At 65.7% G+C, this 24,596-nt stretch carries 18 protein-coding genes, 2 tRNA genes, 3 rRNA genes and 1 pseudogene; 5 read left to right on the top strand and 19 right to left on the bottom strand.

Going from position 1 to position 24,596, the window contains the following annotated elements; genetic code table 11:
* Window positions 1-93: 93 nt before the first annotated feature.
* The 4 genes from rrf to NAF06_RS12090 form a co-directional block, all read right to left on the bottom strand.
* Window positions 94-215, bottom strand: a 5S ribosomal RNA gene (gene rrf / locus NAF06_RS12105).
* Window positions 216-368: 153 nt separating this feature from the next.
* Window positions 369-3,280: ribosomal RNA gene (locus tag NAF06_RS12100) — 23S ribosomal RNA — on the bottom strand.
* Between the two features lie 275 nt (window positions 3,281-3,555).
* A tRNA-Ala gene (locus NAF06_RS12095) sits at window positions 3,556-3,627 on the bottom strand.
* A 169-nt stretch (window positions 3,628-3,796) separates the two neighbouring features.
* Window positions 3,797-5,266 (bottom strand): 16S ribosomal RNA (locus NAF06_RS12090).
* The 16S, 23S and 5S rRNA genes sit together here with 1 tRNA gene alongside, the layout of an rRNA operon.
* A 672-nt stretch (window positions 5,267-5,938) precedes the next feature.
* On the opposite strand from NAF06_RS12090, the gene NAF06_RS12085 reads away from it, so the two are divergent.
* Window positions 5,939-6,499: a TATA-box-binding protein gene (locus tag NAF06_RS12085; protein ID WP_004046033.1), complete on the top strand. Its 561-nt coding sequence runs from the start codon at window positions 5,939-5,941 to the stop codon at window positions 6,497-6,499.
* Window positions 6,500-6,595: 96 nt separating this feature from the next.
* Here the strand turns inward: NAF06_RS12085 and NAF06_RS12080 are convergent, their stop codons facing one another.
* The 3 genes from NAF06_RS12080 to NAF06_RS12070 all read right to left on the bottom strand — a co-directional run bounded on the left by NAF06_RS12080 (window position 6,596) and on the right by NAF06_RS12070 (window position 11,945).
* Window positions 6,596-7,801 carry a Cdc6/Cdc18 family protein gene (locus tag NAF06_RS12080; RefSeq protein ID WP_004598511.1) on the bottom strand — a complete coding sequence of 402 codons (1,206 nt, stop codon included), beginning with the start codon at window positions 7,799-7,801 and terminating at the stop codon, window positions 6,596-6,598.
* Window positions 7,802-8,456: 655 nt separating this feature from the next.
* Window positions 8,457-10,709 (bottom strand): NADP-dependent malic enzyme, encoded by a 2,253-nt coding sequence (locus tag NAF06_RS12075; RefSeq protein WP_008585582.1) that lies wholly within the window; start codon window positions 10,707-10,709, stop codon window positions 8,457-8,459.
* Window positions 10,710-10,784: 75 nt separating this feature from the next.
* The gene (locus tag NAF06_RS12070) at window positions 10,785-11,945 is read right to left on the bottom strand and encodes a DUF7544 domain-containing protein (RefSeq protein WP_008585584.1); all 1,161 of its coding nucleotides are present in this window, start codon (window positions 11,943-11,945) and stop codon (window positions 10,785-10,787) included.
* A gap of 135 nt (window positions 11,946-12,080) precedes the next feature.
* Between NAF06_RS12070 and NAF06_RS12065 the strand changes: the two genes are divergently transcribed.
* Window positions 12,081-12,932: a DUF7117 family protein gene (locus tag NAF06_RS12065; RefSeq protein WP_008585585.1), complete on the top strand. Its 852-nt coding sequence runs from the start codon at window positions 12,081-12,083 to the stop codon at window positions 12,930-12,932.
* 43 nt (window positions 12,933-12,975) lie between these two features.
* On the opposite strand, the gene NAF06_RS12060 is transcribed toward NAF06_RS12065, so the two are convergent.
* The 11 genes and pseudogenes from NAF06_RS12060 to NAF06_RS12010 all read right to left on the bottom strand — a co-directional run bounded on the left by NAF06_RS12060 (window position 12,976) and on the right by NAF06_RS12010 (window position 21,798).
* A complete protein-coding gene (locus tag NAF06_RS12060) occupies window positions 12,976-13,701 on the bottom strand; it encodes a fumarylacetoacetate hydrolase family protein (RefSeq protein WP_008585587.1) in 726 nt (241 codons plus the stop codon).
* A gap of 70 nt (window positions 13,702-13,771) precedes the next feature.
* Complete coding sequence (locus tag NAF06_RS12055) at window positions 13,772-14,179, bottom strand: DUF8048 family protein (protein WP_008585590.1); 408 nt, start codon at window positions 14,177-14,179, stop codon at window positions 13,772-13,774.
* Window positions 14,179-14,532, bottom strand: a complete 354-nt coding sequence (locus NAF06_RS12050) for a MoaD-like domain-containing protein (protein WP_008585592.1) — start codon at window positions 14,530-14,532, stop codon at window positions 14,179-14,181. Before NAF06_RS12050 ends, NAF06_RS12055 begins: the two co-directional genes overlap by 1 nt.
* Window positions 14,529-14,810 carry a ubiquitin-like small modifier protein 1 gene (locus NAF06_RS12045; RefSeq protein ID WP_006627721.1) on the bottom strand — a complete coding sequence of 94 codons (282 nt, stop codon included), beginning with the start codon at window positions 14,808-14,810 and terminating at the stop codon, window positions 14,529-14,531. The genes NAF06_RS12050 and NAF06_RS12045 overlap by 4 nt, the downstream gene beginning before the upstream one ends.
* 94 nt (window positions 14,811-14,904) lie before the next feature.
* The gene (locus NAF06_RS12040) at window positions 14,905-15,288 is read right to left on the bottom strand and encodes a DUF7971 family protein (protein WP_008585596.1); all 384 of its coding nucleotides are present in this window, start codon (window positions 15,286-15,288) and stop codon (window positions 14,905-14,907) included.
* A 67-nt stretch (window positions 15,289-15,355) separates the two neighbouring features.
* Window positions 15,356-16,354 (bottom strand): phosphate signaling complex PhoU family protein, encoded by a 999-nt coding sequence (locus tag NAF06_RS12035; protein WP_008585599.1) that lies wholly within the window; start codon window positions 16,352-16,354, stop codon window positions 15,356-15,358.
* A 189-nt stretch (window positions 16,355-16,543) separates the two neighbouring features.
* Window positions 16,544-17,490, bottom strand: a pseudogene (locus NAF06_RS12030) (D-2-hydroxyacid dehydrogenase).
* 182 nt (window positions 17,491-17,672) lie between these two features.
* The gene (locus tag NAF06_RS12025; RefSeq protein WP_008585604.1) at window positions 17,673-19,553 is read right to left on the bottom strand and encodes a cation:proton antiporter domain-containing protein; all 1,881 of its coding nucleotides are present in this window, start codon (window positions 19,551-19,553) and stop codon (window positions 17,673-17,675) included.
* 131 nt (window positions 19,554-19,684) lie between these two features.
* Complete coding sequence (locus tag NAF06_RS12020; protein ID WP_008585605.1) at window positions 19,685-20,890, bottom strand: cystathionine gamma-synthase; 1,206 nt, start codon at window positions 20,888-20,890, stop codon at window positions 19,685-19,687.
* Window positions 20,891-21,007: 117 nt separating this feature from the next.
* Window positions 21,008-21,116 (bottom strand) — tRNA-Glu (locus NAF06_RS12015).
* 115 nt (window positions 21,117-21,231) lie between these two features.
* The gene (locus NAF06_RS12010) at window positions 21,232-21,798 is read right to left on the bottom strand and encodes a peptidylprolyl isomerase (RefSeq protein ID WP_008585607.1); all 567 of its coding nucleotides are present in this window, start codon (window positions 21,796-21,798) and stop codon (window positions 21,232-21,234) included.
* Window positions 21,799-21,947: 149 nt separating this feature from the next.
* On the opposite strand from NAF06_RS12010, the gene NAF06_RS12005 reads away from it, so the two are divergent.
* The 3 genes from NAF06_RS12005 (at window position 21,948) to NAF06_RS11995 (ending at window position 23,694) form a co-directional block, all read left to right on the top strand.
* Window positions 21,948-22,148, top strand: a complete 201-nt coding sequence (locus NAF06_RS12005; protein WP_049906101.1) for a XapX domain-containing protein — start codon at window positions 21,948-21,950, stop codon at window positions 22,146-22,148.
* An 86-nt stretch (window positions 22,149-22,234) separates the two neighbouring features.
* Window positions 22,235-22,729, top strand: coding sequence for a universal stress protein (locus tag NAF06_RS12000; RefSeq protein ID WP_008585610.1), 495 nt, complete (start codon window positions 22,235-22,237; stop codon window positions 22,727-22,729).
* Window positions 22,726-23,694 (top strand): pseudouridine synthase family protein, encoded by a 969-nt coding sequence (locus NAF06_RS11995; protein ID WP_008585612.1) that lies wholly within the window; start codon window positions 22,726-22,728, stop codon window positions 23,692-23,694. The genes NAF06_RS12000 and NAF06_RS11995 overlap by 4 nt, the downstream gene beginning before the upstream one ends.
* A gap of 1 nt (window position 23,695) precedes the next feature.
* On the opposite strand, the gene NAF06_RS11990 is transcribed toward NAF06_RS11995, so the two are convergent.
* Window positions 23,696-24,229 carry an Rrf2 family transcriptional regulator gene (locus tag NAF06_RS11990; RefSeq protein ID WP_008585614.1) on the bottom strand — a complete coding sequence of 178 codons (534 nt, stop codon included), beginning with the start codon at window positions 24,227-24,229 and terminating at the stop codon, window positions 23,696-23,698.
* Between the last annotated feature and the right edge of the window lie 367 nt (window positions 24,230-24,596).

The raw sequence follows: 24,596 nt of genomic DNA, 5'->3' as shown, positions 1-24,596 counted from the left end.
CGGGGCTCGCGAGTGCGTGAAATGAAATGAAAACAGCCCGCGGGCATTACGCCCGCGGGCTGAAAGTGAGAGCGGTTCGCTCTCGTATGAATGGCGAGGCGGCGACTCGTGGTTCCCAGAGGATCGCTCACTCCAGTACTTCACGATACGCTGGTGGGCTTAACTTCCGTGTTCGGAATGGGTACGGGTGTTTCCCCACCGCTCTGGCCGCCTTCATGCCGACTCTCGGATTTGAACCGAGACCCTCCATGTCTCCGCGCGGAGACACAGAGAGACTCCTGTGTCGGTGTGGTCCGATACCAACCGTGTATAATCGTGCGATCCAGTTACCGCCTGAACTCATGCGAGTCGTGGCGCGTCAGCGCCAATGAATGTGGCTCGGTCTGTTAGTTCTCGTGGGCTTAACACCTCGTTGCCTCGGTGCGTACACCCCGAGTCTATCGAACTCGTCTTCTACGAGTGACCTCTGTGGTACCTCTTTTCCATGTGGGTTTCGAGCTTAGATGCGTTCAGCTCTTACCCCGTGTCGCGTGGCTACTCGGCAGCTGCCCTTCCGGACAACCGATACACCAGTGGCGACCAAACGTAGTTCCTCTCGTACTATACGTTCGTTCACGTCAGGTACCTCACACCCCCAATAGATAGCAGCCGACCTGTCTCACGACGGTCTAAACCCAGCTCACGACCTCCTTTAATAGGCGAACAACCTCACCCTTGCCCGCTTCTGCACGGGCAGGATGGAGGGAACCGACATCGAGGTAGCAAGCCACTCGGTCGATATGTGCTCTTGCGAGTGACGACTCTGTTATCCCTAAGGTAGCTTTTCTGTCATCTACGGGTCCCATTCCGGAACCTCGTAGGTTCGCTAGACCACGCTTTCGCGTCAGCGTTCCTCGTTGGGAAGAACACTGTCAGACCATCTTTTGCTCTTGCGCTCTTCGCCGGATTCCCGACCCGGCTGAGATGATCTTCGGGCGCGCTCGATATCTTTTCGAGCGCGTACCGCCCCAGTCAAACTGCCTGGCTACCGGTGTACTCCTCCCGGAGTGAGAGTCGCAGTCACCGACGGGTAGTATTTCAATGTTGACTCGGTGGCGCGCTAGCGCGCGTACCTGTGTAGCGTCTCCTACCTATGCTGCACATCGGCGACCACGTCTCAGCGACAGCCTGCAGTAAAGCTCTATAGGGTCTTCGCTTCCCCTTGGGGGTCTCCAGACTCCGCACTGGAACGTACAGTTCACCGGGTCCAACGTTGGGACAGTGGCGCTCTCGTTTATCCATTCATGCAAGCCGCTACTGAAGCGGCAAGGTACTACGCTACCTTAAGAGGGTCATAGTTACCCCCGCCGTTGACGGGTCCTTCGTCCTCTTGTACGAGGTGTTCAGATACCCGCACTGGGCAGGATTCAGTGACCGTACGAGTCCTTGCGGATTTGCGGTCACCTGTGTTGTTACTAGACAGTCGGAGCGCCCGAGTCACTGCGACCTGCTCTGTAGAGAGCAGGCATCCCTTCTTCCGAAGGTACGGGACTAACTTGCCGAATTCCCTAACGTCGGTTCTCCCGACAGGCCTTGCCTTGCGCTGGCAGAGCACCTGTGTCGGATCTCGGTACGGACATCGTGCTTGCCTTTTCACGGGCCCTATGTACGGCTGACTTTCGCTATTTCGCGTTTCGCTCGCTTCGTGCCGTGACGGCGTCCACGAGTTTCCACGATTCGACCGGGCGAATGCCCGGCTCAGCGTTCCACACGGCGTCGGCGTTTACTGCACGATGGCGCTGGAATATTAACCAGCTTCCCGTCGGTGTAGTCAAGTTGTGGTACACCTTAGGACCGGCTAACCCTCGGCTGAACGGCAGTGCCGAGGAACCCTTGCTCTTCAGGCCGTCGAGGTTCTCACCCGACTATCGCTGCTACTGTGACCAGGATTGTCGTTACTGGACGGTCCACGCGAGCTCTCGCCCGGGCTTCCGTCCGACCAGTACGCCAACCTACGCGGTTGCCCTGTGACGGGCACGGCCAGGTCTCGGTGGTAGATTTGAGCCCCGATCATTTTGGGCGCCTCAAACCTCGGCCGGTAAGCTGTTACGCTTTTCTTAGCGGGTAGCTGCTTCTAAGCTCACCTCCCGGCTGTTTAGGGCTTGAGACCACCTTCGAATCGCACTTAATCTACACTTTGGGACCTTAACCCGGCTCTGGGTTGTTCCCCTCACGGTACACAGGCTTACCCCGCGCACCGGACTCCCATCGTCTACAGCGCCTGCGGGTTTGGAGTTCGACAGGATGGCCGACTCCTCTCGGAGGCGGGTCATCCAATCGGTAGCTCTACCCCGCGGGCTACCTCGGATGAGGTCATGCTTCGACATGTTTCGGTTGGAACCAGCTGTTGCCAGGCTCGATGGGCCTTTCACCCCTACACACGAGTCACGAGAGGGTATTGTAGAACACCAACTCTAACAGGCCTCCACGTGGCTTTCGCCACGCTTCACCTTGCTCGCGCGTAGATCGCCTGGTTTCGGGTCGCACCCAATTGACTCCCCGCGCTTGAACACGGTGGCCCTCGCAATGCTGCGGCCGTATCGGTTTCCCTGCGCCTTCCCCGGTTCGCGGGTTAGACTCGCCAATCAAGTGCACTCCCTGGGTCGTTTTTCAAAACGCACGACACGACGCCGGCTCGTCTCTCTTCCTACTAGAGAATCGCTTCTCGGTCGTTTTGAGAGACGCCTTGTACGCCCTGTCGCTCGATCGCCAGCTGATTTCAGGCCCTATTGCACCGCCCTTTTCGGGGTGCTTTTCAGCGTTCGCTCACGCTACTTGTTCGCTATCGGTCTCGAGGAGTGTTTAGCCTTCTCAGGGGATGCCTGAGGTGTTCACAGAGGATATCCGACCCCTGCTACTCTGGATTTGACGCCATCCGTACTGACTCATCTTACGGGGTTGTCACCCTGTTTCACGCTCCGTTCCAGGAGACTTCAGATGAGTTGTCGAGATTTGGTTGTCAACCCGAACACCACATTGGTCCGAAGACCTTCGGTTTGGGCTGTGTCGCGTTTACTCGCGGTTACTGACGACATCGCGTTTGCGTTCTTTTCCTGCCCTTACTGAGATGTTTCAATTCAGGGCGTTCCCTATTGCGCGTGGCAATTGTTGAACGGATTCCGATTGGGAGATCTCGTGTTCTTTCCCTCCATGCGGGTCCCACGAGCTTTTCGCAGCTTGGCACGTCCGTCGTCGGCTCTCGAGCCGAGCCATTCACCAGCTGGCACAGTAGCCAGTAGTGTGTCAGCCAACTCTCGAAGGAGAGTGCTGACGGTGTCAGAAATACTCGTCAGAGTATTCCGACTGTATATGGTTCACTGACGTTCCACGAACTCGGATGAGTTCAGTGGACGTCTGGATCGCACGTATACACGGTTGTCATTGAATCGCCCCGGGTGTGACGGGGCGTTCGTCGAACCCTTCCCATCCGCGGTTTCCCGGGATGGTGCATCGGTCGTCGTGTTCTGTCCGAGTCGCGTCTCCCACTTAAGGGGACGGATTCGGACCGAACGGACATGGACTCACTGGGATTCGAACCCAGGGCATCCTCCTTGCAAGGGAGGCACTCTACCGCTGAGCTATGAGCCCACCTTCCCTGGTGGGAAGGTTTGGTGTCTCGCGTGTTGTGTGAGCCATGGTCGTTCTGAGGTGTCCAAGCCGGTGGGTGGCGGACGGTACACAGTCCAATGCGAATGAGTAGTGACCGTTCTGGTGAACGGTCTAAGGTGAGCCTCCCGTGTGGGAGGTCTCGGGTCGGTGGAGGTGATCCAGCCGCAGATTCCCCTACGGCTACCTTGTTACGACTTAAGCCCCCTTGCGAAGCCCAGATTCGACGCGCGTGGCGCGCCTCATCCGGACCTCACTCGGGTGCTTTGACGGGCGGTGTGTGCAAGGAGCAGGGACGTATTCACCGCGCGCTTGTGACACGCGATTACTACCGAATCCAGCTTCATGTGGGCGAGTTGCAGCCCACAATCCGAACTACGATCGAGTTTCTGAGATTACCGTCTCCTTTCGGAGTTGGAACCCTTTGTCTCGACCATTGTAGCCCGCGTGTTGCCCAGCACATTCGGGGCATACTGACCTACCGTTGCCCGTTCCTTCCTCCGTGTTAGCCACGGCGGTCCTCCTACTGTTCCCAGCTATCTCGCGATACTGCTGGCAAGTAAGAGTGCGGGTCTCGCTCGTTGCCTGACTTAACAGGACGCCTCACGGTACGAGCTGACGGCGGCCATGCACCTCCTCTCTGAGACTCGGACAAGGTCATCAACCTGGTCGTCATTATCACAGTCGATGCTGGTGAGATGTCCGGCGTTGAGTCCAATTAAACCGCAGGCTCCTCCGGTTGTAGTGCTCCCCCGCCAATTCCTTTAAGTTTCATCCTTGCGGACGTACTTCCCAGGCGGTCTGCTTAGCGGCTTCCCTACGGCACAGCACCCACTCGTAGTGGGAGCCACACCTAGCAGACATTGTTTACGGCCAGGACTACCCGGGTATCTAATCCGGTTCGAGACCCTGGCTTTCGTCCCTCACTGTCGGATCCGTTCTCGCGACGTGCTTTCGCCATCGGCGGTCCGTCCAGGATTACGGGATTTCACTCCTACCCCGGACGTACCCGTCGCGCCTTCCGGTCCCAAGCCACGCAGTTTCTACCGGGCGCCCACCTGTTGGGCAGGTGGATTTCCCGATGGACTTGCGTGGCCAGCTACGGACGCTTTAGGCCCAATAAGATCGGCCATCACTTGGGCTGCCGGTATTACCGCGGCGGCTGGCACCGGTCTTGCCCAGCCCTTATTCTGGTACCGCCTTAGGGTACCGAAAAGCACAGGCGCTATGCCTGTGCACTTGGGATCCCCCTATCGCACTGTCGTGCAGTGTAAAGGTTTCGCGCCTGCTGCGCCCCGTAGGGCCCGGAATCTTGTCTCAGATTCCGTCTCTGGGTTCTCACTCTCATGACCCATACCGATTATTGGCACGGTGGGCCGTTACCCCACCGTCTACCTAATCGGCCGCAGCCACATCCTTCGGCGCCGGAGCGTTTGGCATACCACTCATTCCAGTGGTGGTATGGTATGTACTATTAGCCTCAGTTTCCCGAGGGTATTGTGCTCCGAAGGGTAGTTTGGCCACGTGTTACTGAGCTATTCGCCACGAGTATGAACTCGTACGACTAGCATGGCTAAATCGGATCCCAATAGCAATGGCCTCCGGCAGGATCAACCGGAATGAATATCCTTCGAGCCTGGTTCCCGGCTCGAAGGGGGTGTTGGCGGGTGTCAACTTCGTGGAAGCGAAGATTGACACACCATTACATTGGTCTGTGTGGTGTCCGGGGCCAGCCAGCGGCTTGGATGGCACCGAACGACCACGGCTCACATCAGATCGCCGCTTACGCCGGAGCGCAGGGGGCGCGATCCTCATCGGGTGAGTCGGACAGGCCGACTCTGCGAAACCGGGCCGAGTTGAACGGCCCGAGTCCGCGATGCGTTCTTCGCGTATTGACCGAACGGGCTTATACACTTAAGCACGTCGGAACGCTTTCGACCGGCCGCGTCTGCGGCCGACCGGTGCCCCCGCGTCGGGGGCTCCTCGCATTTCTTCGAATGCCCGGGTCGTATTTAACCCCGTCGAACCATCTTCGCCACGTCATGCGGTTTCATGGAACGATCAGCGAGATATCGATCGGTCGAGACTCCATAGTATCAAGGTGAAACGAGGACGGTCGAAGGGTCGCGTGAACGGAAGTCACGGACACACCCATCCGTAAGTTGTCATAATTTCTGAGAGGAAATTCGACCTGTCGCGTGCGCGTGCGATCGGGCTAGCATCGTTACGAAGCCGGTCGGTTGTTTATACCACGGGCGTTTATAAGGGAGGGGACCACATATAAAAGCGAACGATGACGAACCCTGCAGACTCGATCGAGATTCAAAACGTTGTTGCATCGACGGGTATCGGCCAGGAGCTCGATTTGGAGGCGCTCGCGGAGGACCTCCCGGGCGCGGACTTCAACCCCGACAACTTCCCCGGCCTCGTGTACCGGACCCAAGAGCCCAAGGCGGCCGCGCTCATCTTCCGTTCGGGCAAGATCGTCTGTACGGGCGCGAAGAGCATCGACGATGTCCACGAAGCGCTCGGAATCATCTTCGAGAAGCTCCGGGGTCTCCAGATCCCCGTCGAGGACGACCCGGAGATCACCGTCCAGAACATCGTGTCGAGCGCGGATCTCGGGCACAACCTCAACCTCAACGCCCTCGCGATCGGCCTCGGTCTCGAAGACGTGGAGTACGAGCCGGAGCAGTTCCCGGGACTCGTCTACCGGATGGACGAGCCCGAAGTGGTCATCCTCCTCTTCGGGAGCGGGAAGATCGTCATCACGGGTGGCAAGCGCACCGATGACGCTGAGGAGGCGGTCGAGGAGATTGTCGAACGCATCGAAGGACTCGGTCTCCTCGGCTGACGCGGTCTCACATCGATCGGTTTGTTCGGACCCCGCGTTTTGGCGGAGGGTAACGACGCACCGGGGAACTGACGCCGAGTGGCCAGTACTGCCGGGTTACGCTTCCGCGTCGTCTTCGGTGAGAACCTCTTTCACGACGCTCGGGTCCTCCAACAGTTGATGTTTCGTGTAGCTGCCCTCGGCGCTGCCGCCGCTGTGTTTCGACTGCTCGATGATGTCGAGGAACGCGTGTTCCTTCAGGAGATCGCGGACACGTCGGAGCGAGAGGCTGTCGGAACCCTCCTGCCGACAGATGTTCTCGTATATCTCGTACACCCGACTCGTTCGGAACCCGTCCTGTCGCCCGTTCGAGAGCGACAACAGCGCGAGCGCCTGAAGGACATACCGCGAGTGAGGGGTTGACCCGCGGATGAGTTCTCGGAACCGGTCGGTCTCCGCTCGTTCGCGCGCTTGCGTGACGAACTCCTCGCGGACCGTCGGTTCGCCGTTCGCCTGCGCGATTTCTCCCGCGTACCGGAGGATGTCGATCGCTTTCCGGGCGTCGCCGTGTTCGCGTGCGGCAAGCGCGGCGGCGCGGGGGATCGTCGACGGTTCGAGGACATCGTCGTGGAACGCGTCGGCACGCGCCTGCATGATCTCCCGGAGTTGATTCGCGTCGTACGGCGGGAAGACGAACTCGCGTTCGCAGAGGCTCGATTTTACGCGTTCGTCCATGCGGTCTTTGTACTGGATCTTGTTGCTGATCCCGACGACGCCGAGCTTACAGTCGGTGATCTTTCCGGCCTCGCCGGCGCGGGACAGCTGCATCAGGATCGCGTCGTCGTCGAGTTTGTCTATCTCGTCGAGGAGGATCAGGACGACGTCGTAACGCTGATCGAGGATCCGCCAGAGGCGCTTGTAGTACGTCGACGTCGAAAGCCCCTTGTCCGGGACGTTGATGCCGGTCTCCTCGGGGTCGTTGACCCCTTCGGCGATCGTCTGGACCGCCTGCGTCTCCGTGGTGTCCTGCGCGCAGTCGACGTAAGCGAACGTCGCCGTGACGCCCTCTTCGCTGGCCGTCGAGACGAGCCGCTTCGAGACGTACTTCGCACACAGCGATTTTCCGGTTCCCGTCTTCCCGTAGATGAGCACGTTGCTCGGGCTCTGCCCGAAGATGGCCGGGTTGACCGCCGTCGCCAGATCGGCGATCTCGTCGTCGCGACCGACGATACGCCCCTCGCCCGGGAGGTGGCTGATCTCGAGGAGCTCCTTGTTCGCGAAGATGGGGTCCTCTCTCGTGAAGAGGTCGTCCGCTGCGTCCATGAGGGAGACACCGCGTTTCCGGTGAAATGCGTTCCGTTTCGTCACCGCGCGTTGAAGAGGCCCGAACGGCAATCGGTGTTCGAGACACACACCGTGTTTCCGGTGAAACGGGAGTCGGGCGGGGTGGGTGGGTGGGCAGAGGGTTCTACAAGGCCGACCGAACGCGGATGAGGTTCCGCGGGGATGAGTCTGCGGCCACCACCGGTGGTCGTGGAAACCAACGTCCGGAGGAGAAGAGTACCCAGTTACGGAGTCTAGAAGACGACATTCGATGGATAGCACGGTGTCTCAGTGAACCAAAACGCTAGTAACACATGACTTGGCTCGAGGCGACGACAACGTACAGCCACCAAACCGCCACGTTTCACCGGAAATGAGGTGTTCGGTAGAGTCAGCCCGTTCCAACTGAGGGAGACCTCGTTTCCGGTGAAACACCGGACCGGTTCTACGCGAATCGTTGGCCGATTGGCTTGGCGAGCTTTACTCAGTATTAGTTAATAAAACCTGTTGTTTTGTGAAGGACACAAACACCGTCTCAACGCCGCACCTACACCCACCTGTACCCCTATTTCACCGGAAACACGGTGTGTCTCTCCGAGCAAAACAACCTTCACTGTTCGAGGGACGCGCGGTTGTAGCGACGGACGCGACGCGCCTACTCCTGTGCGTCCACGACGGCCACGCTGGCGAGGTTGACAATGTCTTTCACCTCGTCGCCACGCTGGAGGACGTGAACCGGCTCGTCCATGCCGACGAGCATCGGTCCGATGGCCTCGGCACCGCCGAGCCGCTGGAGCAGCTTGTACCCGATGTTCCCGGCTTCGAGGTTCGGAAACACGAGGACGTTCGCCGCGTCGTCAAGTTCAGAGAACTCGTACGTTCCGTTGAGGATGTCGTCGACGACCGCGGTGTCGGCCTGCATCTCGCCGTCGACCGGGAAGTTGACCCCGTCGTCCGACTGGAGGATGCTCACCGCGTCGCGCGGCTTCCGGGTACCCTCGTTGTCGACGCTGCCGAAGTTCGAGTACGACAGCATCGCCGCGCGCGGTTCGACGTTGAACCGTCGTGCGAGGTCGGCGGTGTGACGCGTCACTTCCGCCAGCGTCTCCGCGTCGGGGTCCTGGTTGACCGTCGTGTCGGCACAGAAGATTACCCGGTTTTTGAACGTCAGCATGTACACGCCCGCGACGGTGTCCGTGTCTTCGGCCGACCCGACGATCTGAAGCGGCGGTCGAAGCGCGGACGGGTAGTGGTGCGTGAGTCCGGTGAGCATCGCGTCGACGTCGCCGGTCTCGACCATGACGCTGCCGAGGTAGTTGGTGTCCCGCTTGACCAGGTCGTCCGCCTCGCGTTTCGTGATCCCCTTGCGCTTGCGGAGCTCGTACAGCCGCTCGCCGTACCCTGAGACGTCGCGGTCGTCGGGGTCGACGACCTCGGGACGGAACGAGAGGCCGAGTTCGGCCGCGGTCTGCGAGATTGTGTCGGCGTCACCGAGCAACACCGGCTCCGCGATCCCCTGCTCGGAGAGCTGATAGGCCGCGCGGATCATCTTCTCGTCGGTCCCCTCGGCGAGCGCGATCCGCTTCGGGTCGCTCTTCGCCTTGTTCAGCACGACTCGCATCATCTCGCGAGACTTGCCCAGCCGGGCTTCGAGCCGCTCGCGGTACTTCGCTAAGTCGATCTCGGTCCGGGCCGACCCGGACTCCATCGCGGCCTCCGCGACGCGGGGTGCCAACTCGAACAACACCCGCGGGTCGAGCGGCTTCGGGATGACGTAGTCGGGACCGAACTGGAGCGGGTCGTCGCCGTACGCCTTCACGACCGCGTCCGGGACATCCTTGCGCGCGAGGTCGGCGAGCGCCTCCGCGGCGGCCGCCTTCATCTCCTCGTTGATCTCCGTCGCGCGCACGTCGAGCGCGCCGCGGAACAGGAAGGGGAACCCGAGGACGTTGTTCACCATGTTCGGGTAGTCGGATCGGCCCGTCGCCATGATCACCGTGTCGTCGCGGGCGTCCTTCGCGTCCTCGTAGGTGATCTCCGGGTCCGGGTTCGCCATCGCGAAGATGATCGGGTCCGACGCCATCGATCGGACCATCTCCTGCGAGACGATCCCGCCGACGGAGAGGCCGACGAACACGTCTGCGCCCTCCATGGCGTCCGCGAGGTCGCCGCCCTGGGCCTCGCTGGCGAACTGACTCTTGTACTCGTTGACCTCACCCGCCGCGACGCGCTCCTCGGTGATGATGCCCGAGGAGTCGCACATCGTAATGTTCTCTTTGCGCGCGCCCAGCGAGACGTAGAACCGGGCCGTCGCGATGGCGGACGCGCCGGCACCGGAGAAGACGATGTCCAGTTCGGAGAGCTCCTTCCCGGAGATGTCGACCGCGTTCATCAGCGCCGCGCCCGAGATGATCGCGGTGCCGTGCTGGTCGTCGTGGAACACCGGCACGTCCATCTCCTCGCGGAGCCGCTCCTCGATCTCGAAACACTCCGGGGCCTTGATGTCCTCTAAGTTGATCCCGCCGAACGTCGGCTCCATCGCCTTCACCGCCTCGCAGAACGGGTCGACGGAGTCGATGTCGAGTTCGATGTCGAACACGTCGATGTCGGCGAAGCGTTTGAACAGCACGCCCTTGCCCTCCATGACGGGTTTCGACGCGGACGCGCCGATGTCCCCGAGCCCGAGGACGGCGGACCCGTTCGACACGACGGCGACGAGGTTCCCCTTCGCCGTGTACTCGAAGACCGACTCGGGGTCGGCCGCGATGTCGCGACACGGGGCCGCGACACCCGGCGAGTAGGCCAAAGAGAGGTCTCGCTGGGTGTTCGTGGGTTTCGTCGTCTCGATCTCGATCTTTCCGGGCGGCTCCTGCCGGTGGTACTCCCGCGCGTCGTCGTCCAGTCCCATGCCTCTCTCCATTCATGAACGGAGTAAAAAGCTATCCATGGTGTCGAATATGTAATTCGACGTTCGACGATCCGATCAGCTCCCGACGCCCGGCTCTCGCTCGTCGCTCGTGACCGGTTTCGGGGCCGGCGGGGACGATCTCAGCGGGGCTGACTCCGGGTCGATACCGGCGAGCGTCGAGACCTCGTAGCTGATCAGATACGTCCGGGTCACCACCAGCACCGGAAGCACGAGGGCCGCGGTGGCGGCGACCGCACACCCCAGCACTGCGACGAGGACGACGCCGCCCGCGGTCGTTCCGGCGAGCGCCCCGAGTCCGCCGAGTGGGACCGCTGCGAGCACCAGCGCGACGAGGGCGACCGCGCCGACGACGCCGCCCGCGACCGTGACCGCGACGGCCTGAACGAACCCGACGCCGGCCGCGACGACCGCGTGGATCGCGAGGTAGACGACGACGTCGAGCGGCGATCCGCGGACCGACGACCACACTCGACGCCACGCGCCGAGAACGCCCGTCTCCCGGGCGACCATCGTCGGCGAGACGAGTTCGAACGTGAGCCGACTCGCGAGAACGCAGATCGCGGCGAACACGGCACAGAACCCGCCGAGTACGACGACCCCGAACGTTGAGAGCTCCTCGGAGAGACCACCGATCGGAACGCCGAGCAGGAGGGCCGCCTCGGGGTCGAGGGCGACAGCGAACACGACGGCGGGGACCGCGGCCGCGGTCGCGAGCGCCGCCGTGACGCCGAAGAGTCCCAGCGCCTGTCGGAACCGGGCGCGGAACGGCCGCCGGAGCGCGACCTCGTTCGTCGCGAGCGCGTCGTAGAAGACGAGTCGAAACGCGACCGAACACGCGGCGAGAGCGACCCCAACGGTCAGCGCCCCGACGACGACCGCGACCACCAGCGCGTCGTCGAGGCCCGCGACGCGCTCGACGGTCCGGGCGATGACGCGCTCGACCTCGCTCGGAGTCGTTCCCACGCCCGTCGGCGTCGATCTCGTCACGGTCGGCACCGATTCGACCCCCGCAGGGAAAGTCTCGGCCCATAGGCCCACTCCGGCGACGGAAACGCCGAGACCGGACGGGCCGGCTCGCGACGCGCCGGCCGTTCCGCCGGCCATCACGAGGACGAGGAACGCGAGCTTCGCCCACCGCACCGCCTCGAATGGGAAGAGAAACCGCCGCGTCGCGTCGATGGCGCGGTCGAGGGCGTCGACGGCGTACCAGTTCATACCGGCCGTTCGACGAAGAGCGTCAAATAGGGTTCGACGGAGAGCGTCAAATAGGCAGTCATCCGCGCCGCCGAGCCGCCGAGGACGACCTCGCGACCCGCAGCCGTTTAGGGGGGACGCGACGAATCGTCCTTCATGAAGGTCCGTGGCGAACGCGAGTGCCAGTCGTGCGGCACGCGGTGGTCGTACTACGAGACCGGGTCCGTCGCGTGTCCGAGCTGCGGCGACCTGCGCAGCGTCGGCGTCGACGCCCGCACCGCACACACCGACGCGGCCGTCACGCTCGACCTCTCCGCACACCGGGAGCGGTTCGGTGACGCGCCGGAGACCCTCCCCCGGTCCGGGGTCGACGACCTCCAGTCTGACCTCCGAGAGTACTGCCGGAAGCGCGGGTTCATCGACGGCGGACGGCTCGCGACCCTCGACGGCACCTACCTCGCGGCCCGCGAACTGCTGGAGGCCGTCGACTGCTTCGAGCGGCTCCGGGATCCGACCGACGCCGACCGCGAGTACCTCCTCCGACTGCTCGCCGGGGCCGACGGGGGCGAGCGACCGCCGGCCGACCAGGTCCCGGCCGCGCTCCGGGAGGCGAGGGGAATGGCGGCCGTGCGCGCGGTCGAGGCGTACCGGAGCGACGCCCTCGATTTCCTCGACGAACTCGAGGCCGACACCGACGCGGACGACGCCGACCGAACCGACGCGGACGATGCTGACGAGCCCGAAGACGGCCCGACGGTCGCCGTCGAAGGAAATCGACCCGAAACGAGGATCGGCCCGGCCCGCGACGCCTTCGAGCGCCTCCGCGACCGCGTCGCGCGCGCCGACGCGCTCGGAGGCGACGTGCCGCCCGCGGCCGCGGACGCCCTCGTTGAGGCCGCCGACGCGATCGGGGAGTACGTGCGGAGGGGCGACGAGGAAGCGCTGGCGCTCGCCAACGACCGCATCGACGACGCGACCGTCGACGACCTCGATCCGACGGAGCCGTGAGGAGAACCGACCGTCCCGCGCCGTCCGTCCGCCCGCGAGCCGATCACTCCGCGTCCGGGTCTATCACTGTGTTCGAGAGCGTTCCGACCCCCTCGTAGGTGATCTCGACGCGCTCGCCGGGTTCGACGAGACCGGGGTTCGCGGGGCTGCCGAAGGCGATACAGTCGCCCGGCTCGAACGTGAACCGCTTCGAGAGGTACGAGACGATCTCGCGTGGCCCGAACAGCATCAGCTCCGTGCTGGCGTCCTGCCGCGTCTCGCCGCCGACGGTGGTCTCTATGTCGAGGTCGGTCGGGTCCACGTCGGTCTCGATCCACGGCCCGAGCGGTGCCGACCCGTCGAACGCCTTGCGGGCGGTCCGGCCCTGTTGGTCAAGCGCGTCCACGTCGTTCATGACCGTGTAGCCGCGCACGACCTCCGGCACGTCCTCGGGCGCGAGGTCGCGGCAGCGCTCGTCGATCACCGCCACCAGTTCGCCGGCGTAGGTCAGTTCGTCGGTCCACTCGGGGTACCGGATCGCCTCGCCGTGTGCGAGCAGACTCGTCGGCGGCTTGATGAAGAAGTCCGGCTCCTCGGGCCGCTCGTAGTCCATCTGGTCGAGCGTCTCCGCGTAGTTGCGGCCGACGCAGTACAGCGCACTGGGGTCACAGGGGGGGAGCAGCCGCCCGTCGCGACCGACCTCGTAGCGACCGCCGTCGGTGACGATTTCGCCGTCGACGTAGCGGCCGGCCACGGGACCGTCCGGGGTGAGCAGTCGAGCGAGTCGCATGCGGACACGTGCGTGCTACGCCTTGAAAAGGATCGGTGACCAGCGGCGTGCGGCGACGACCAGCCCGGAATCACTCGTCGCCGTCGGAATCGACTCCGATCACGACGCCGGACCGGATCTCCAAGGCGGTGTCGAACTCCTCTCGTCGGTCGTTCCCGGAGCCGATCCGCTCGACGGCCGCCTCGTGGGCCCGGGCCACGGCGTCGCGCTCGCGCTCGGTGAGTCCGAGCCGTTCGCCGACCGCCTCCCAGTGGTCGGGCTCGACCAAGAACGTCTCCCGCTCGGGCTCGGCCGCGATCCGCTCGTAGCGCCGGCGGTACTCGTCGATCCGGGGACCGAGATCGGCCTGAACCCGCGCGAGCAGTTCCGGGACGGCGGCGGCCGGCACGCTCGCGAGCGCGGCGGTTTTCACCAGGGCGGTCCCCTCGATCGGGTACGAGTCGGGATCCGAGCCGGCGGTCGCGTCGTCGTCGGACATCACCCGCCGGCGCGCATCGCCTTCTGCCGGTACTTCGGGAGGAGGTCGGCGAGCGCGTCTGGGTCGCCGGCGAACTCGGCGGTCACCTCCGTGATCTCGATCGCGGCCGCGGCGGTCACCTTCTCGGCGCTGAGAGTCACCCGCCACCCGTCGCCGTCCACGCGGGTCGCCTCCGCTGGGTCGTCGGTCCCCGCCAGCTCGCCGCCGAGGTTCCTGAGGTAGTGGGCCGCGAGCCGCCGCGAGATACCGCGATACGCCACCGTCCGACGCTCCCAGCCCTCCTCGGCCGGGGGGAGGCCCGGCGTGCTCGCGTCGTCGGCCCCCTCGACCGACGCGGACGCGTCGTCCGTCATGCGCCCCCCGCGACCGGCGGGAAGACCGAGAGCCGGTCGCCGTCCGCCATCGGCGTGTCGAGTCCGTCGAGGTGGAGGACCTCGCGGCCGTTCTTCAGGACGTTGATCTGCGGCGCGAGGTCGCCGTCGACGATCAGGCGACCCGCCATGCCGTCGTACTCCGACTCCAGCTCCCGGAGCACGTCGCCGACCGTGGAGCCGTCGGCGAACTCCGCGTTCACCGTCTTCCCGCCGGCGGCCTCGCGAAACGTCGCGAAGAACCGCAGTTCGAGTTCCATACCAGTACGTCGTGGCGCGGCGGCTTAAAAGCGGCCGGCCGCGGAAGCGATTACGGGCCGAAACTGCCGGTCGCGGGAGCCGACGGCCGAGAGCTCACAGGTCCGAGAGCCGGATCCCGTCCTCGACCAAGCGGAAGTTGCGCTCGCGGTCGAGGTCGTCGGCGAGCCACTCGTGGTCGTACAGCTGGCCGATGAGTTCGAGGTAGAGGTTCCGCCACGCGATGGCGTAGATGGGCGACTGGCCCCACGCGCGCAGTTCCGGGACGAACTCGTGGTACGTGCTCGCCTGCGTCTCCATGCGCTCGACCGCGTCGGCGACGACCTCTGCCGCCTCGTCCGGGTCCGCCTCGTCGAGGGCCTCGTTCAGCCGCGACTGGATCCCCCTGATGGCGCGTCGCATGTCGCGTTCGGCGGTCCCTTCCTCCTCCGGGAGCGACTCGACGACGCCCTTCGGCACGCCGAGTTCGATCTCTGGCATGCGATCACCTCCGGGGAGCGCGCCCAAAAAACCCGTCCACCCGGAGCCTATCGCCTCGGGGATCGACTCACGGCGTGGGCGCAGCCTTCTGGAGCGCGGTCTCGGCGATGTTGCCGCCGTAGTCGGCCGACCGGAGGACGGAGTCGACGACCAGTCCGAGGAGTTGCGCGCGCGTCGGATCGAGTTCGCGGAGGCGTTCGTCGATGGCGCGGACGCGTTCGTCGATCGCTCTGACGCCGGTTCGCGCCTCGTTCGCCCGACGCGTCGCCGCCTCGGTGTCCTCGTCGAACAGCGCGTCCATCGCCGTGTCGATCACGTCGACCGCGTCGCCGTGGAGGTCGCTCACCGCCTCGACGACCTCGTCCGGGAGCGGTTCCTCGATGTTCAGCGTCAGGTGCGCGATCTTCGTCGCGTGGTCGCCGATCCGCTCCAACTGGCGGGCGCTGGAGTGGTAGTCGAAACACTCCTCGCGCGGGAGCCCGAGCTCCTCGGCGGCCTTCGGCGTCCGCAGCGTGGCGCGGAAGATCCGCGAGACGACGAGCCACAGGCGGTCGAGGTCGTCGTCGCGACCGATCACGTCGCGCGCGAGGTCGTGGTCGCGCTCCGCGAGCGCGGTGATCGCGTCCTCCAGCATCGACAGGGAGATCAGCCGCATCCGCGTGACCGCGTTGTGGATGGAGAGCTCCGAGGAGTCGAGCAGGTCCTGAACGACGACGCGGTCGCGCGTCTCCTCTAACACCTCCAGCCCGACGAGGCTCTGGACCGCGTCGCGGATCGTCGAGCGCTGCTCGGTGCTGATCTCGGCCGCCTCAAGTTCGATGATGTCGAAGCCGCTGACGTACATCGTCGTCACCGCGCGGCGGAGCGCCTGCCCGGACAGGTCGGCGATGTCGAGCGTCCCCCGCGTCCGCTTCGCGTCCGAGCGCGGCGTGAGGAACAGCGAGTCGCCGTCCGGGTGGAACTCGATCTCCGTCCCGGCCTCGACGTCGTTGTCCGTCGCCCACGTCTTCGGAATCGACACGGTGTACGTCGAGCCGCCGGTGACTTGGACCTTCCGCGTTTCCATACGCGGACGTTCGAGGGGACGGTACGTTAATCTTGCTCAAAATATATATCCGGCGAGAGCGGTGGTGTTGGCTCAATCTAAACAGAGATCGGGTATTATGCCGCTATATACGCCCGCACGCCGAGTCAAGAGTGAAACAAGAATGGAATTATATATCTCTATGTATTCGGACGGGGGCTGCTCGTCAATTCACACCATGCGGTTTCGCAGGTCGTCGCCGGCGTCCAGCCGCGCGACGTTGTCCGCGAGGATGTCGGCGACGCGCTCGTAGTACTCGGGAGTGTGGCCGGCGTTGTGGGCGTGATCGTCGCGTTCGACAGCCCCCAGAGCGGGTGGTCCTCGGGGAGCGGCTCCGGGTCGGTGACGTCGAGCGCCGCGCCGCGGATCCGGTTGTTCCGGAGCTCAGTCACCAGGGCGTCGGTGTCGACGACCGGGCCGCGGGCGATGTTGACCAAAACGGCGTCGGGCCGCATCGTCCGGAGCGCGTCGGCGTCGACCAACCCCCGCGTCGTCTCGGTGAGCGGGCAGGCCAGCACGACGTACTCCGCGTCGGTGACGGCCTCGTGGAACTCGTCGAAGCCGTACACCTCGTCGGTCGGCCCCCCCTTCTCGGGGGAGTAGCGGACGCCGACCGTCTCAACGTCGAACGACTCCAGCCGGTCGACGACCGCCTGCCCGATGGCCCCGAGTCCGACCACCGCGACCGTCGAGCCGTACACCTCCGTCGTCTCGTAGGTCCGCCACTCGCGGCGGGACTGCTGGCGGTACGCGCGGTGGAACTGCCGCGCGTGTGCGATCATCGAGCCGACGACGTGCTCGGCGATGTTCGGCCCGTGGACGCCGGACGCGTTCGTCACGGCGACGCCGTGATCGGCGAGGAGGTCCCGCGGGAGATGCCCCGTGCCCGCGAACACGCAGGCGAACAGCTCCAGTTCCTCGGCGGCGGCGAGCAGTTCCTCGTCGATGTTGAGACCGACCGCTACCCGCGCTGTCCGGATGAGTTCTCGCTCTTCCGTCGGGGTTCGCGCTCGCGCGACTTTGGCGTCCGGGAGCCGCTCGCGGATCGCGGCCGCCAGTTCGTCGGGTCCCAGTCCGTGGATCGTCTGTCGCAACACGAGTACGTCGGGATCACTCATGCGCCGTGCGTCTCCTCGCTCGGTGAAAAGCGTGGTCGTCAACGAGCGGGGAGTCCCCGACGCCACCCCCGCCGACCGTCCGGAGACCTCCGACCCGATTCGACCATCCGGAGACCTTCGGCCCGATTCGACCGTCCGGAGGCCTCCGACCCGATTCGACCGTCCGCCGACGCCGCCGGGCGTCAGTCGGAACCGACCAGCGACATCCCCTCCCGAACGGCGTCTCGGCGTCCGAGGAGGGTTATCTGGTCCCCGCGCTCGATGACGGTGTCCGCGCTCGGCACCTCGACGGTCTTGTCGTCTCCCCTGCTGAGCACGGCGATCAGACAGGCGTCCGGGAGCATGGGGCCGGCCTCGCGGACGGTCTTCCCGACGAACGAGTCGCTCGTGACCTCGACCTGTTGGACGTCACCGGACTGGCCGACGTCGGTCATCCAGTTGGCGAGGTCCGGTCGTTCGATCTGGTTGTCGAGCGCCCACGCGGCCGCCATCGCGCCGGAGATGGTCCGAACGCCGAGGTCTTCGAACGCGTCGACGTTGCCGGAGTTGTTGGCCTTCGCGAGGACGGTGTCCACGTCGAACTTCGTCTTCGAGAGCTGTGCGACGAGCAGGTTCGCGTCGTCGTCCCCGGTGGCGGCGACAACGATCTTGGCGTTCGAGGCCCCGCCCTCCCGCAGCACGTCGGTGTCCGTGCCGTCGCCGATGACGGTGGCGAAGCCGTCGTTTCGAAGCGATTCGACGGTCGCCTCATCGTTCTCGATGATGACGACGTTCTCCCCGCGGTCTTCGAGGCGTTCGGCGAGCGCGTGTCCGACCTGTCCGCCTCCGACGATGATGACTCTCATGGGTATCACGTTGAGGTACTTCGCGATGTAGCGCGCCAGTCCGCCCTGTACGAGGGCGGTGACGAAGATGACGAGAAACACCGTGCCGATGAGCAGGTCTGCCTGCTGTGCCAGGGCTGGGTCGTTGAGTTCGACGGCCGCCGCCCTGAGTTCGGTGGCGAAAAGCGTCGCGACCGACGCCGGAATGATCCCCCGCGGTCCGATGGCGCTGATGAACAGCCGCTCGGAGAGGGTGAACCGGTCGCCGATGGTCGAGACGAACACGAGCAGCGGCCGGATCACCAGCGCGACGGCGACCACGACGCCGAGGCCCGCGAGTCCGACGTCCGATATCGCCTCGGGGGGTAACTGTGCGGCGAGCGCGATGAACACGAACGCCAGGACGAGCAGCGTGATGTCCCCCTTGAAGTCGGTGATCTCCTCCTGATAGGGAACGTCCAAGTTCCCGAGGACCAGCCCGGCGGTGGCGGCGGCCGCGACGCCCGCCTCGCTCGCCAGTTGGTTCGCGCCGGCGTACGCGACGAGCGCGCCGGCGAGAACGAGCAGCCTCGCGTTCCGCGGTGCCGCGCCGCGCGAGAGGTCGACGTACTGGAGCAGGTAGTAGAGCACCCCGGCCACGAGGAGCCCGACGAGCAGCCCCTCACCGAGCCGGAGCGCGAACCCCTGGACCAATCCCTCCGCCGCGACGGTCGGGTTCACGGCCTCGAAGAGGACGACGGCGGTGATCGCCGCCGTGACGTCGTTGACGATCCCCTCGGTCTCGAGGACGGCCGAGACCCGGTCTCTGACCGGGACCACTTCGAGGATAGGCGAGATGACCGTCGGCCCGGTGGCGACGAGCAGGGCACCGATCACGAAGGAGAGTTCCCACGGAAGCCCCTCCAAGAGGCGGACGGCAATCGCCGTCCCGACGAGCGCGATGAGGGCACCGACGGTCACGAGGCGGACCGCCGCCCGCGGTGCCTTGCGGATGCGCTCGAACTCCAGGTGGAACGCCCCCTCGAAGACGATGATCGCCACCGCCAGGCCGACGATCGTCGGCAGCGAGTCGCCGAAGCTCTCGCTCGTGACGAGCCCCAGTCCCGGCCGGCCGATGACGACCCCGACCAACAGGAAGAAGATGATGCTCGGGACCTGAAGGCGGGCGGCGAGGATCTGAGAGAGCACGCCGAGCCCGATGATCCCCGCGACCAGCGGTATCAGTAGCTCCTGTGCCACGGTGGATCGCTCGTGTCGTAACTCCGTGCGGCGGCCCGTATAAACCAGTTGATGATCTCACGCCGACAGGAATCCACCCAAAGCCCCGCTTCAGGCGGTCGGTTCGCCGCCGCTCTGGACCCGCCGGCCGGTTACGACAGCGCCGCGTCGAACGCCGCCTGGAGGTCGGCTTTCATGTCGTCGACGTGTTCGATTCCCACCGAGACGCGGACGAGGCCGTCGGTGAGGCCGGCCGCGAGCCGCTCCTCGCGCGGGATGGCCGCGTGGGTCATCGCGGCCGGCTGCTCGATGAGGCTCTCGACGCCGCCGAGCGACTCCGCGAGCGTGAACACCTCCGTCTCGCTGACGACCGTCGAGGCCTCTTCGAGGGTGCCGTCCAGTTCGAAGGATAGCATGCCGCCGAAGTCGTCCATCTGCTCGGCCGCAAGCTCGTGGTCCGGGTGCGACTCCAGTCCGGGGTAGTAGACGCGCTCGACCGCGTCGTGTCCCTCCAGCCACTCGGCGAGCGCCATCGCGTTCTCGCAGTGGCGGTCCATCCGGACGGGGAGCGTCTTCGTCCCGCGGAGGACGAGGAAAGCGTCGAACGGCCCCGGCGTCGCGCCGACGGAGTTCTGATAGAAGCCGAGCCGCTCGTCGAGCTCCGCGTCGTCGACGATGAGGGCACCGCCGATGGTGTCCGAGTGGCCGCCGAGGTACTTCGTCAGCGACTGGGAGACGATGTCCGCGCCGTGTTCGAGCGGGCGCTGGAGGTACGGCGTCGCGAACGTGTTGTCGACCGCGCAAAGCGCGTCGGCCTCGTGGGCGATGTCGGCGAGCGCGCCGATGTCGTTGACGTTCATCAGCGGGTTCGTCGGCGTCTCGACCCACACCAGCTCCGTCTCCTCGCGCACGGCCTCCCGGACCGCGTCGTGGTCCGTGGTGTCGACGAACGTGGTCTCGATGTCGTACTCGTCGTACACCTGCGTCAGGATCCGGTGGGTCCCGCCGTACACGTCGTCGCCGGCGACGACGTGATCGCCCGCCGAGAGCAGGTTCAGGACGGTGTTGATAGCGCCCATCCCCGAGGAGAAGCAGCGGGCGTGGCTGCCCGACTCCAGCGAGGCGAGGTTCGCTTCGAGGTCGGTTCGCGTCGGGTTCCCCGTCCGGCTGTACTCGTAGCCGCGGTGCTCGCCCGGCCCGTCCTGCTCGTAGGTGGAGTTCGCGTGGATCGGGGTCATCAGCGCCCCCGTCTCCGGGTCCGGCTCCTGCCCGGCGTGGATCGCGCGGGTCTCGAAGCGGCGGTCGTCGGCGCTGTCGCCGTCGCCGGCTCGGTCGCTCTCGTCGGAACGGTCGCTCATGGGCGAACCACGTCGCCGAGGGAGGTGATTCTTCCCCTTCGGAGTTCCGGGGACCGCGGACGCACCGTCCGCATGAGGAGAGGCGGTTAAACGCGTGGCTCGCGGTGTGTGAGTGGATGCTCGGTCAGGGATTTGAACCCTGGTCGTCGGCTGACTTCCGAACCGGCGCTGACGCGCCGCGTCCGCCGAAAGGCCAACATGATTGGCCGGACTACACCAACCGAGCGCGATTATCGCTTACGTCGGGGATGATTTATATCTTCTTAACTCCCCCCGGCGTGAGAGGGGAACACACGCGACCGCGACGCGCTCGGCGTCGCGCGCGGGCCGGGTTCGCGGCGTTACTCGTCGACGTGGACGGTCTCGATCTCGACGGCCTCGCGCGGGTCGTCGTTGCGCCCGGTCGGCACGCCGCCGATCTCCTCGACGACGTCCATCCCGTCGATCACCTGTCCGAAGACGGCGTGTTTGCCGTCGAGGTGCGGCGTGGCGTCGAGCGTGATGAAGAACTGCGAGCCGTTCGTGTTGGGGCCGGAGTTCGCCATCGAGAGGACGCCGGGCCCGTCGTGGGTGAGGTCGTCGTGGAACTCGTCGTCGAACTCGTAGCCGGGACCGCCGCGGCCGTTCTCCATCGGGTCGCCGCCCTGGATCATGAAGTCGTCGATGACGCGGTGGAAGACGATCCCCTCGTACAGCGAGTCGCCGCGGACCTCGCCCGTCTTGGGGTCCTCCCACGTGTTCGTGTCCGGGGCCGGCTCCGCGTCGGCGGCGGGGTCGTGGCGGGCCAGACCGAGGAAGTTCTCGACCGTCTTCGGCGCGCGGTCGGCGAACAGCTCGACGACGATGTCGCCGTGGTTGGTCTGGAGCGTCACCTGCGGGTTGTCGGGATTGGAAACCTCTCGTGCCATGTCCGGCGAGAGGGACGCGCGTCGGAAAACCCTACCCATCCGGCCGGCCGGCCCGCCTTCGTCTACCCGCTCGGCCCGCCTCCGTCCGCGCGGGCGGGCGGCCGACCGCGAACACCGCGCTTATGAACGAACGACGCCGACGCGTCGACATGAGTTCGACCTCAGTCCTCACCGTCGCCGCCCTCCTCGTCGGGGTGACGGTCGGCGCGCTGTTCGCGTTCCTCCGCGTCCCGATCCCCGCGCCGCCGGAGCTGCCGGGCGTGATGGCGATCGTCGGGATCTACCTTGGGTTCAAGCTCGTCGGCTACGCCGGCGTCGGCTTCGACCTGCTCGACGCGCTCGGGCTCTGACCGCCCCGTTCGTCCGACCGCCCTGTCGGCGTATCCCGCCTCCCCCGGCCGGTACCGTTTTCCCCCGGCCGGGAGCAGTAGCGCACATGTACGACGAGATCCTCCTGCCCGTCGCGCCCGGCGGCGAGGCGAACGACGCGATCGCACACGCGATCAGCCTCGCCGACCGCTACGACGCGACGGTCCACGTCGTCTCCGCCGCCGACACCGCGGCCGACACCCTCGCGGGACCGCGGGCCGGGGCGTTCTCGGAGCGGCTGGCCGACGCGGCCGCGGAGCGCGTGGGGGCGATGACCGGCGAACTGGAGGCCGCCGGCGTTGAGGCGGTCGGCAGCGTCGTCCGCGGCGAGCCGCTGGAAGTGATCGAGAACGCGATCGACGACGGCGCTGACATCGTCGTCATGCCGAGCCACACCCGCCGGGGGATCCGCCGCCTCCTCCTCGGGAGCGTGACCGAGAAGGTAATCCGCGTCGCGTCCGTGCCCGTGGTGACGGTTCCGATGGGCGAACCGGAGGCGGGGGCCGAGGCGGAGAACGGGGAAGGAGGGAGGGACGCCGACGACGCGTCGGGGGGTCGGTGACGAGCGACTCGTCGGCGCGGGAGACCGTCACCCGCGCGTTCCGCGTCGCCTACGACGGCCGCGGGTTCGCCGGGTTCCAGCGCCAGCCGCACGCCCACACGGTCTCGGACGCGCTCCTCGCCGCGCTCGACGAACACGGGATCGTCGAGCGCGGCGATGGGCCGACCCACGCCACCCCGCCCGGCTACGCGGCCGCCGGTCGGACCGACGCCGGGGTCTCGGCGGTGGCGCAGACCGTCGCGTTCGAGGCACCGACGTGGCTCACGCCGCGCGCGTTCAACGGGCACCTCCCGGGGACGGTCCGCGTGTGGGCCGCCGCCGACGTCCGGGAGGACTTCCACGCGACCCACGACGCGGTCCGGCGGACGTACCGGTATCACCTCTACGCGCCCCCCGCCGACGGCGACAGCGACGATGGCGGCGACGGCAACGGTGAGGGGGGCGAGAGCGGGGGCGAAACCGGATCCGACGCGGCGCGCCGAGACCCGGAACACGCGGTCGACGACGACCGGTTCCGCGACGCGCTCGCGCGGTTCGACGGCGAACACGACTTTCACAACCTGACGACCGACGAGACGGGGACGGTCCGCGACCTCGACGCGCGGGCGACCAGAGAGGGTGACATCCTCGTCGTCGAACTCGCGGCGGGCGGGTTCCCGCGAGCGCTCGTGCGCCGGGTCGTCGCCGCGGTCCGAGCGGTGAGCCGGGGGACGGCCGACCTCGCGTGGATCGACCGACTGCTCGCCGACGAGCCGGTCGCCGGCGGCCGGGGCGTCGGGCCGGCACCCCCCGAGCCGCTCGTGCTGTGGGACGTGGCGTACCCGGACGCGGAGTTCGCGGTCGACCGCGAGGCGGTCGAGAGCGCGCGCGTCGCCTTCGGCGAGCGACACCGCGACGCGCGCCACGCCGCGGCCGCCACCGGTGCCGTCCGCGAGCGGCTCGCCGCGCCCGACGACGGCGGGTAGCTCAGGCCGCGGACCCGCCCGTCGGGGTCTCCATGCCGTCGACGCGGACCAGCAGGGTGTTGCCGTCGACGTTCGTCGCGTCCACGACGCCCGAGAGCCGCAGCCCGGTGGCGGGCGTCGGACCGACGGTGACGTGATCGCCCGCGTCGAAGGGGCCGACCGGCCCGCGGATCACGAGCTCTGCGCGGCACAGTTCCGGGTTCGCGACGCTCGACAGGTCGATCTCCGCGACAGTGACGTCCTCGACGGGGGAGCCCTCTCGTTCGACGGGGGTCGTCGCGGCGTCCTCCAGCCGCTCGATACCGAGGACGTCGTACGCGCTGTCGGTCGGAACGTAACCGCCGTCGGGGCCGGCCACCCCCTCGACGAGGCCGAGCGTTCGGAGGCTCCCCATCCGGTTTCGAACCGTCCCCGCGTTGCGGTCGATGGCGTCGGCGATCTCGCGTCCCTGTACCGGCGTGTCCCGCCCCTCGGAGAGGTTCACGAGCGCGGTGAGCACCCGGTTCTGACTGGAACTCAGCTCGATGTTCGACATGGATACGACGAGCGCAGTTCAGACAATAAATGTTCGTATATAACGACATTATATGCTTGAAGAAGAGTCTTTCTCGGATTCAAATTTTAAATAGACAAAATATAGGGTGCTAATATGCGCGAGCGTGAGAACGCTCTATTGAACGAACCCGTATTCCGATAGTACGGAGGTTTCGAGCGGAAATAAATAACGTGCGTACTCGATGTCTCTCTATTATCTACGGATAACAGAGTAGTATTCTAATTCCTTATATGATCTACACCGCAAGTATTTACCGGGGCGAACGGAAGCCGCGGGCAACCAATGGCGACTCGGAGCGACGAGCGGAACGGAGTCGAGGGACAGAACGGGCTCGGCGGACGGCTCG

This window comes from Halorubrum hochsteinianum (genome assembly GCF_023702125.1).
Taxonomy (GTDB): domain Archaea; phylum Halobacteriota; class Halobacteria; order Halobacteriales; family Haloferacaceae; genus Halorubrum; species Halorubrum hochsteinianum.
Note: the sequence above shows the minus strand (reverse complement) of the source record. Positions and strands in the feature narration are given on the sequence as shown.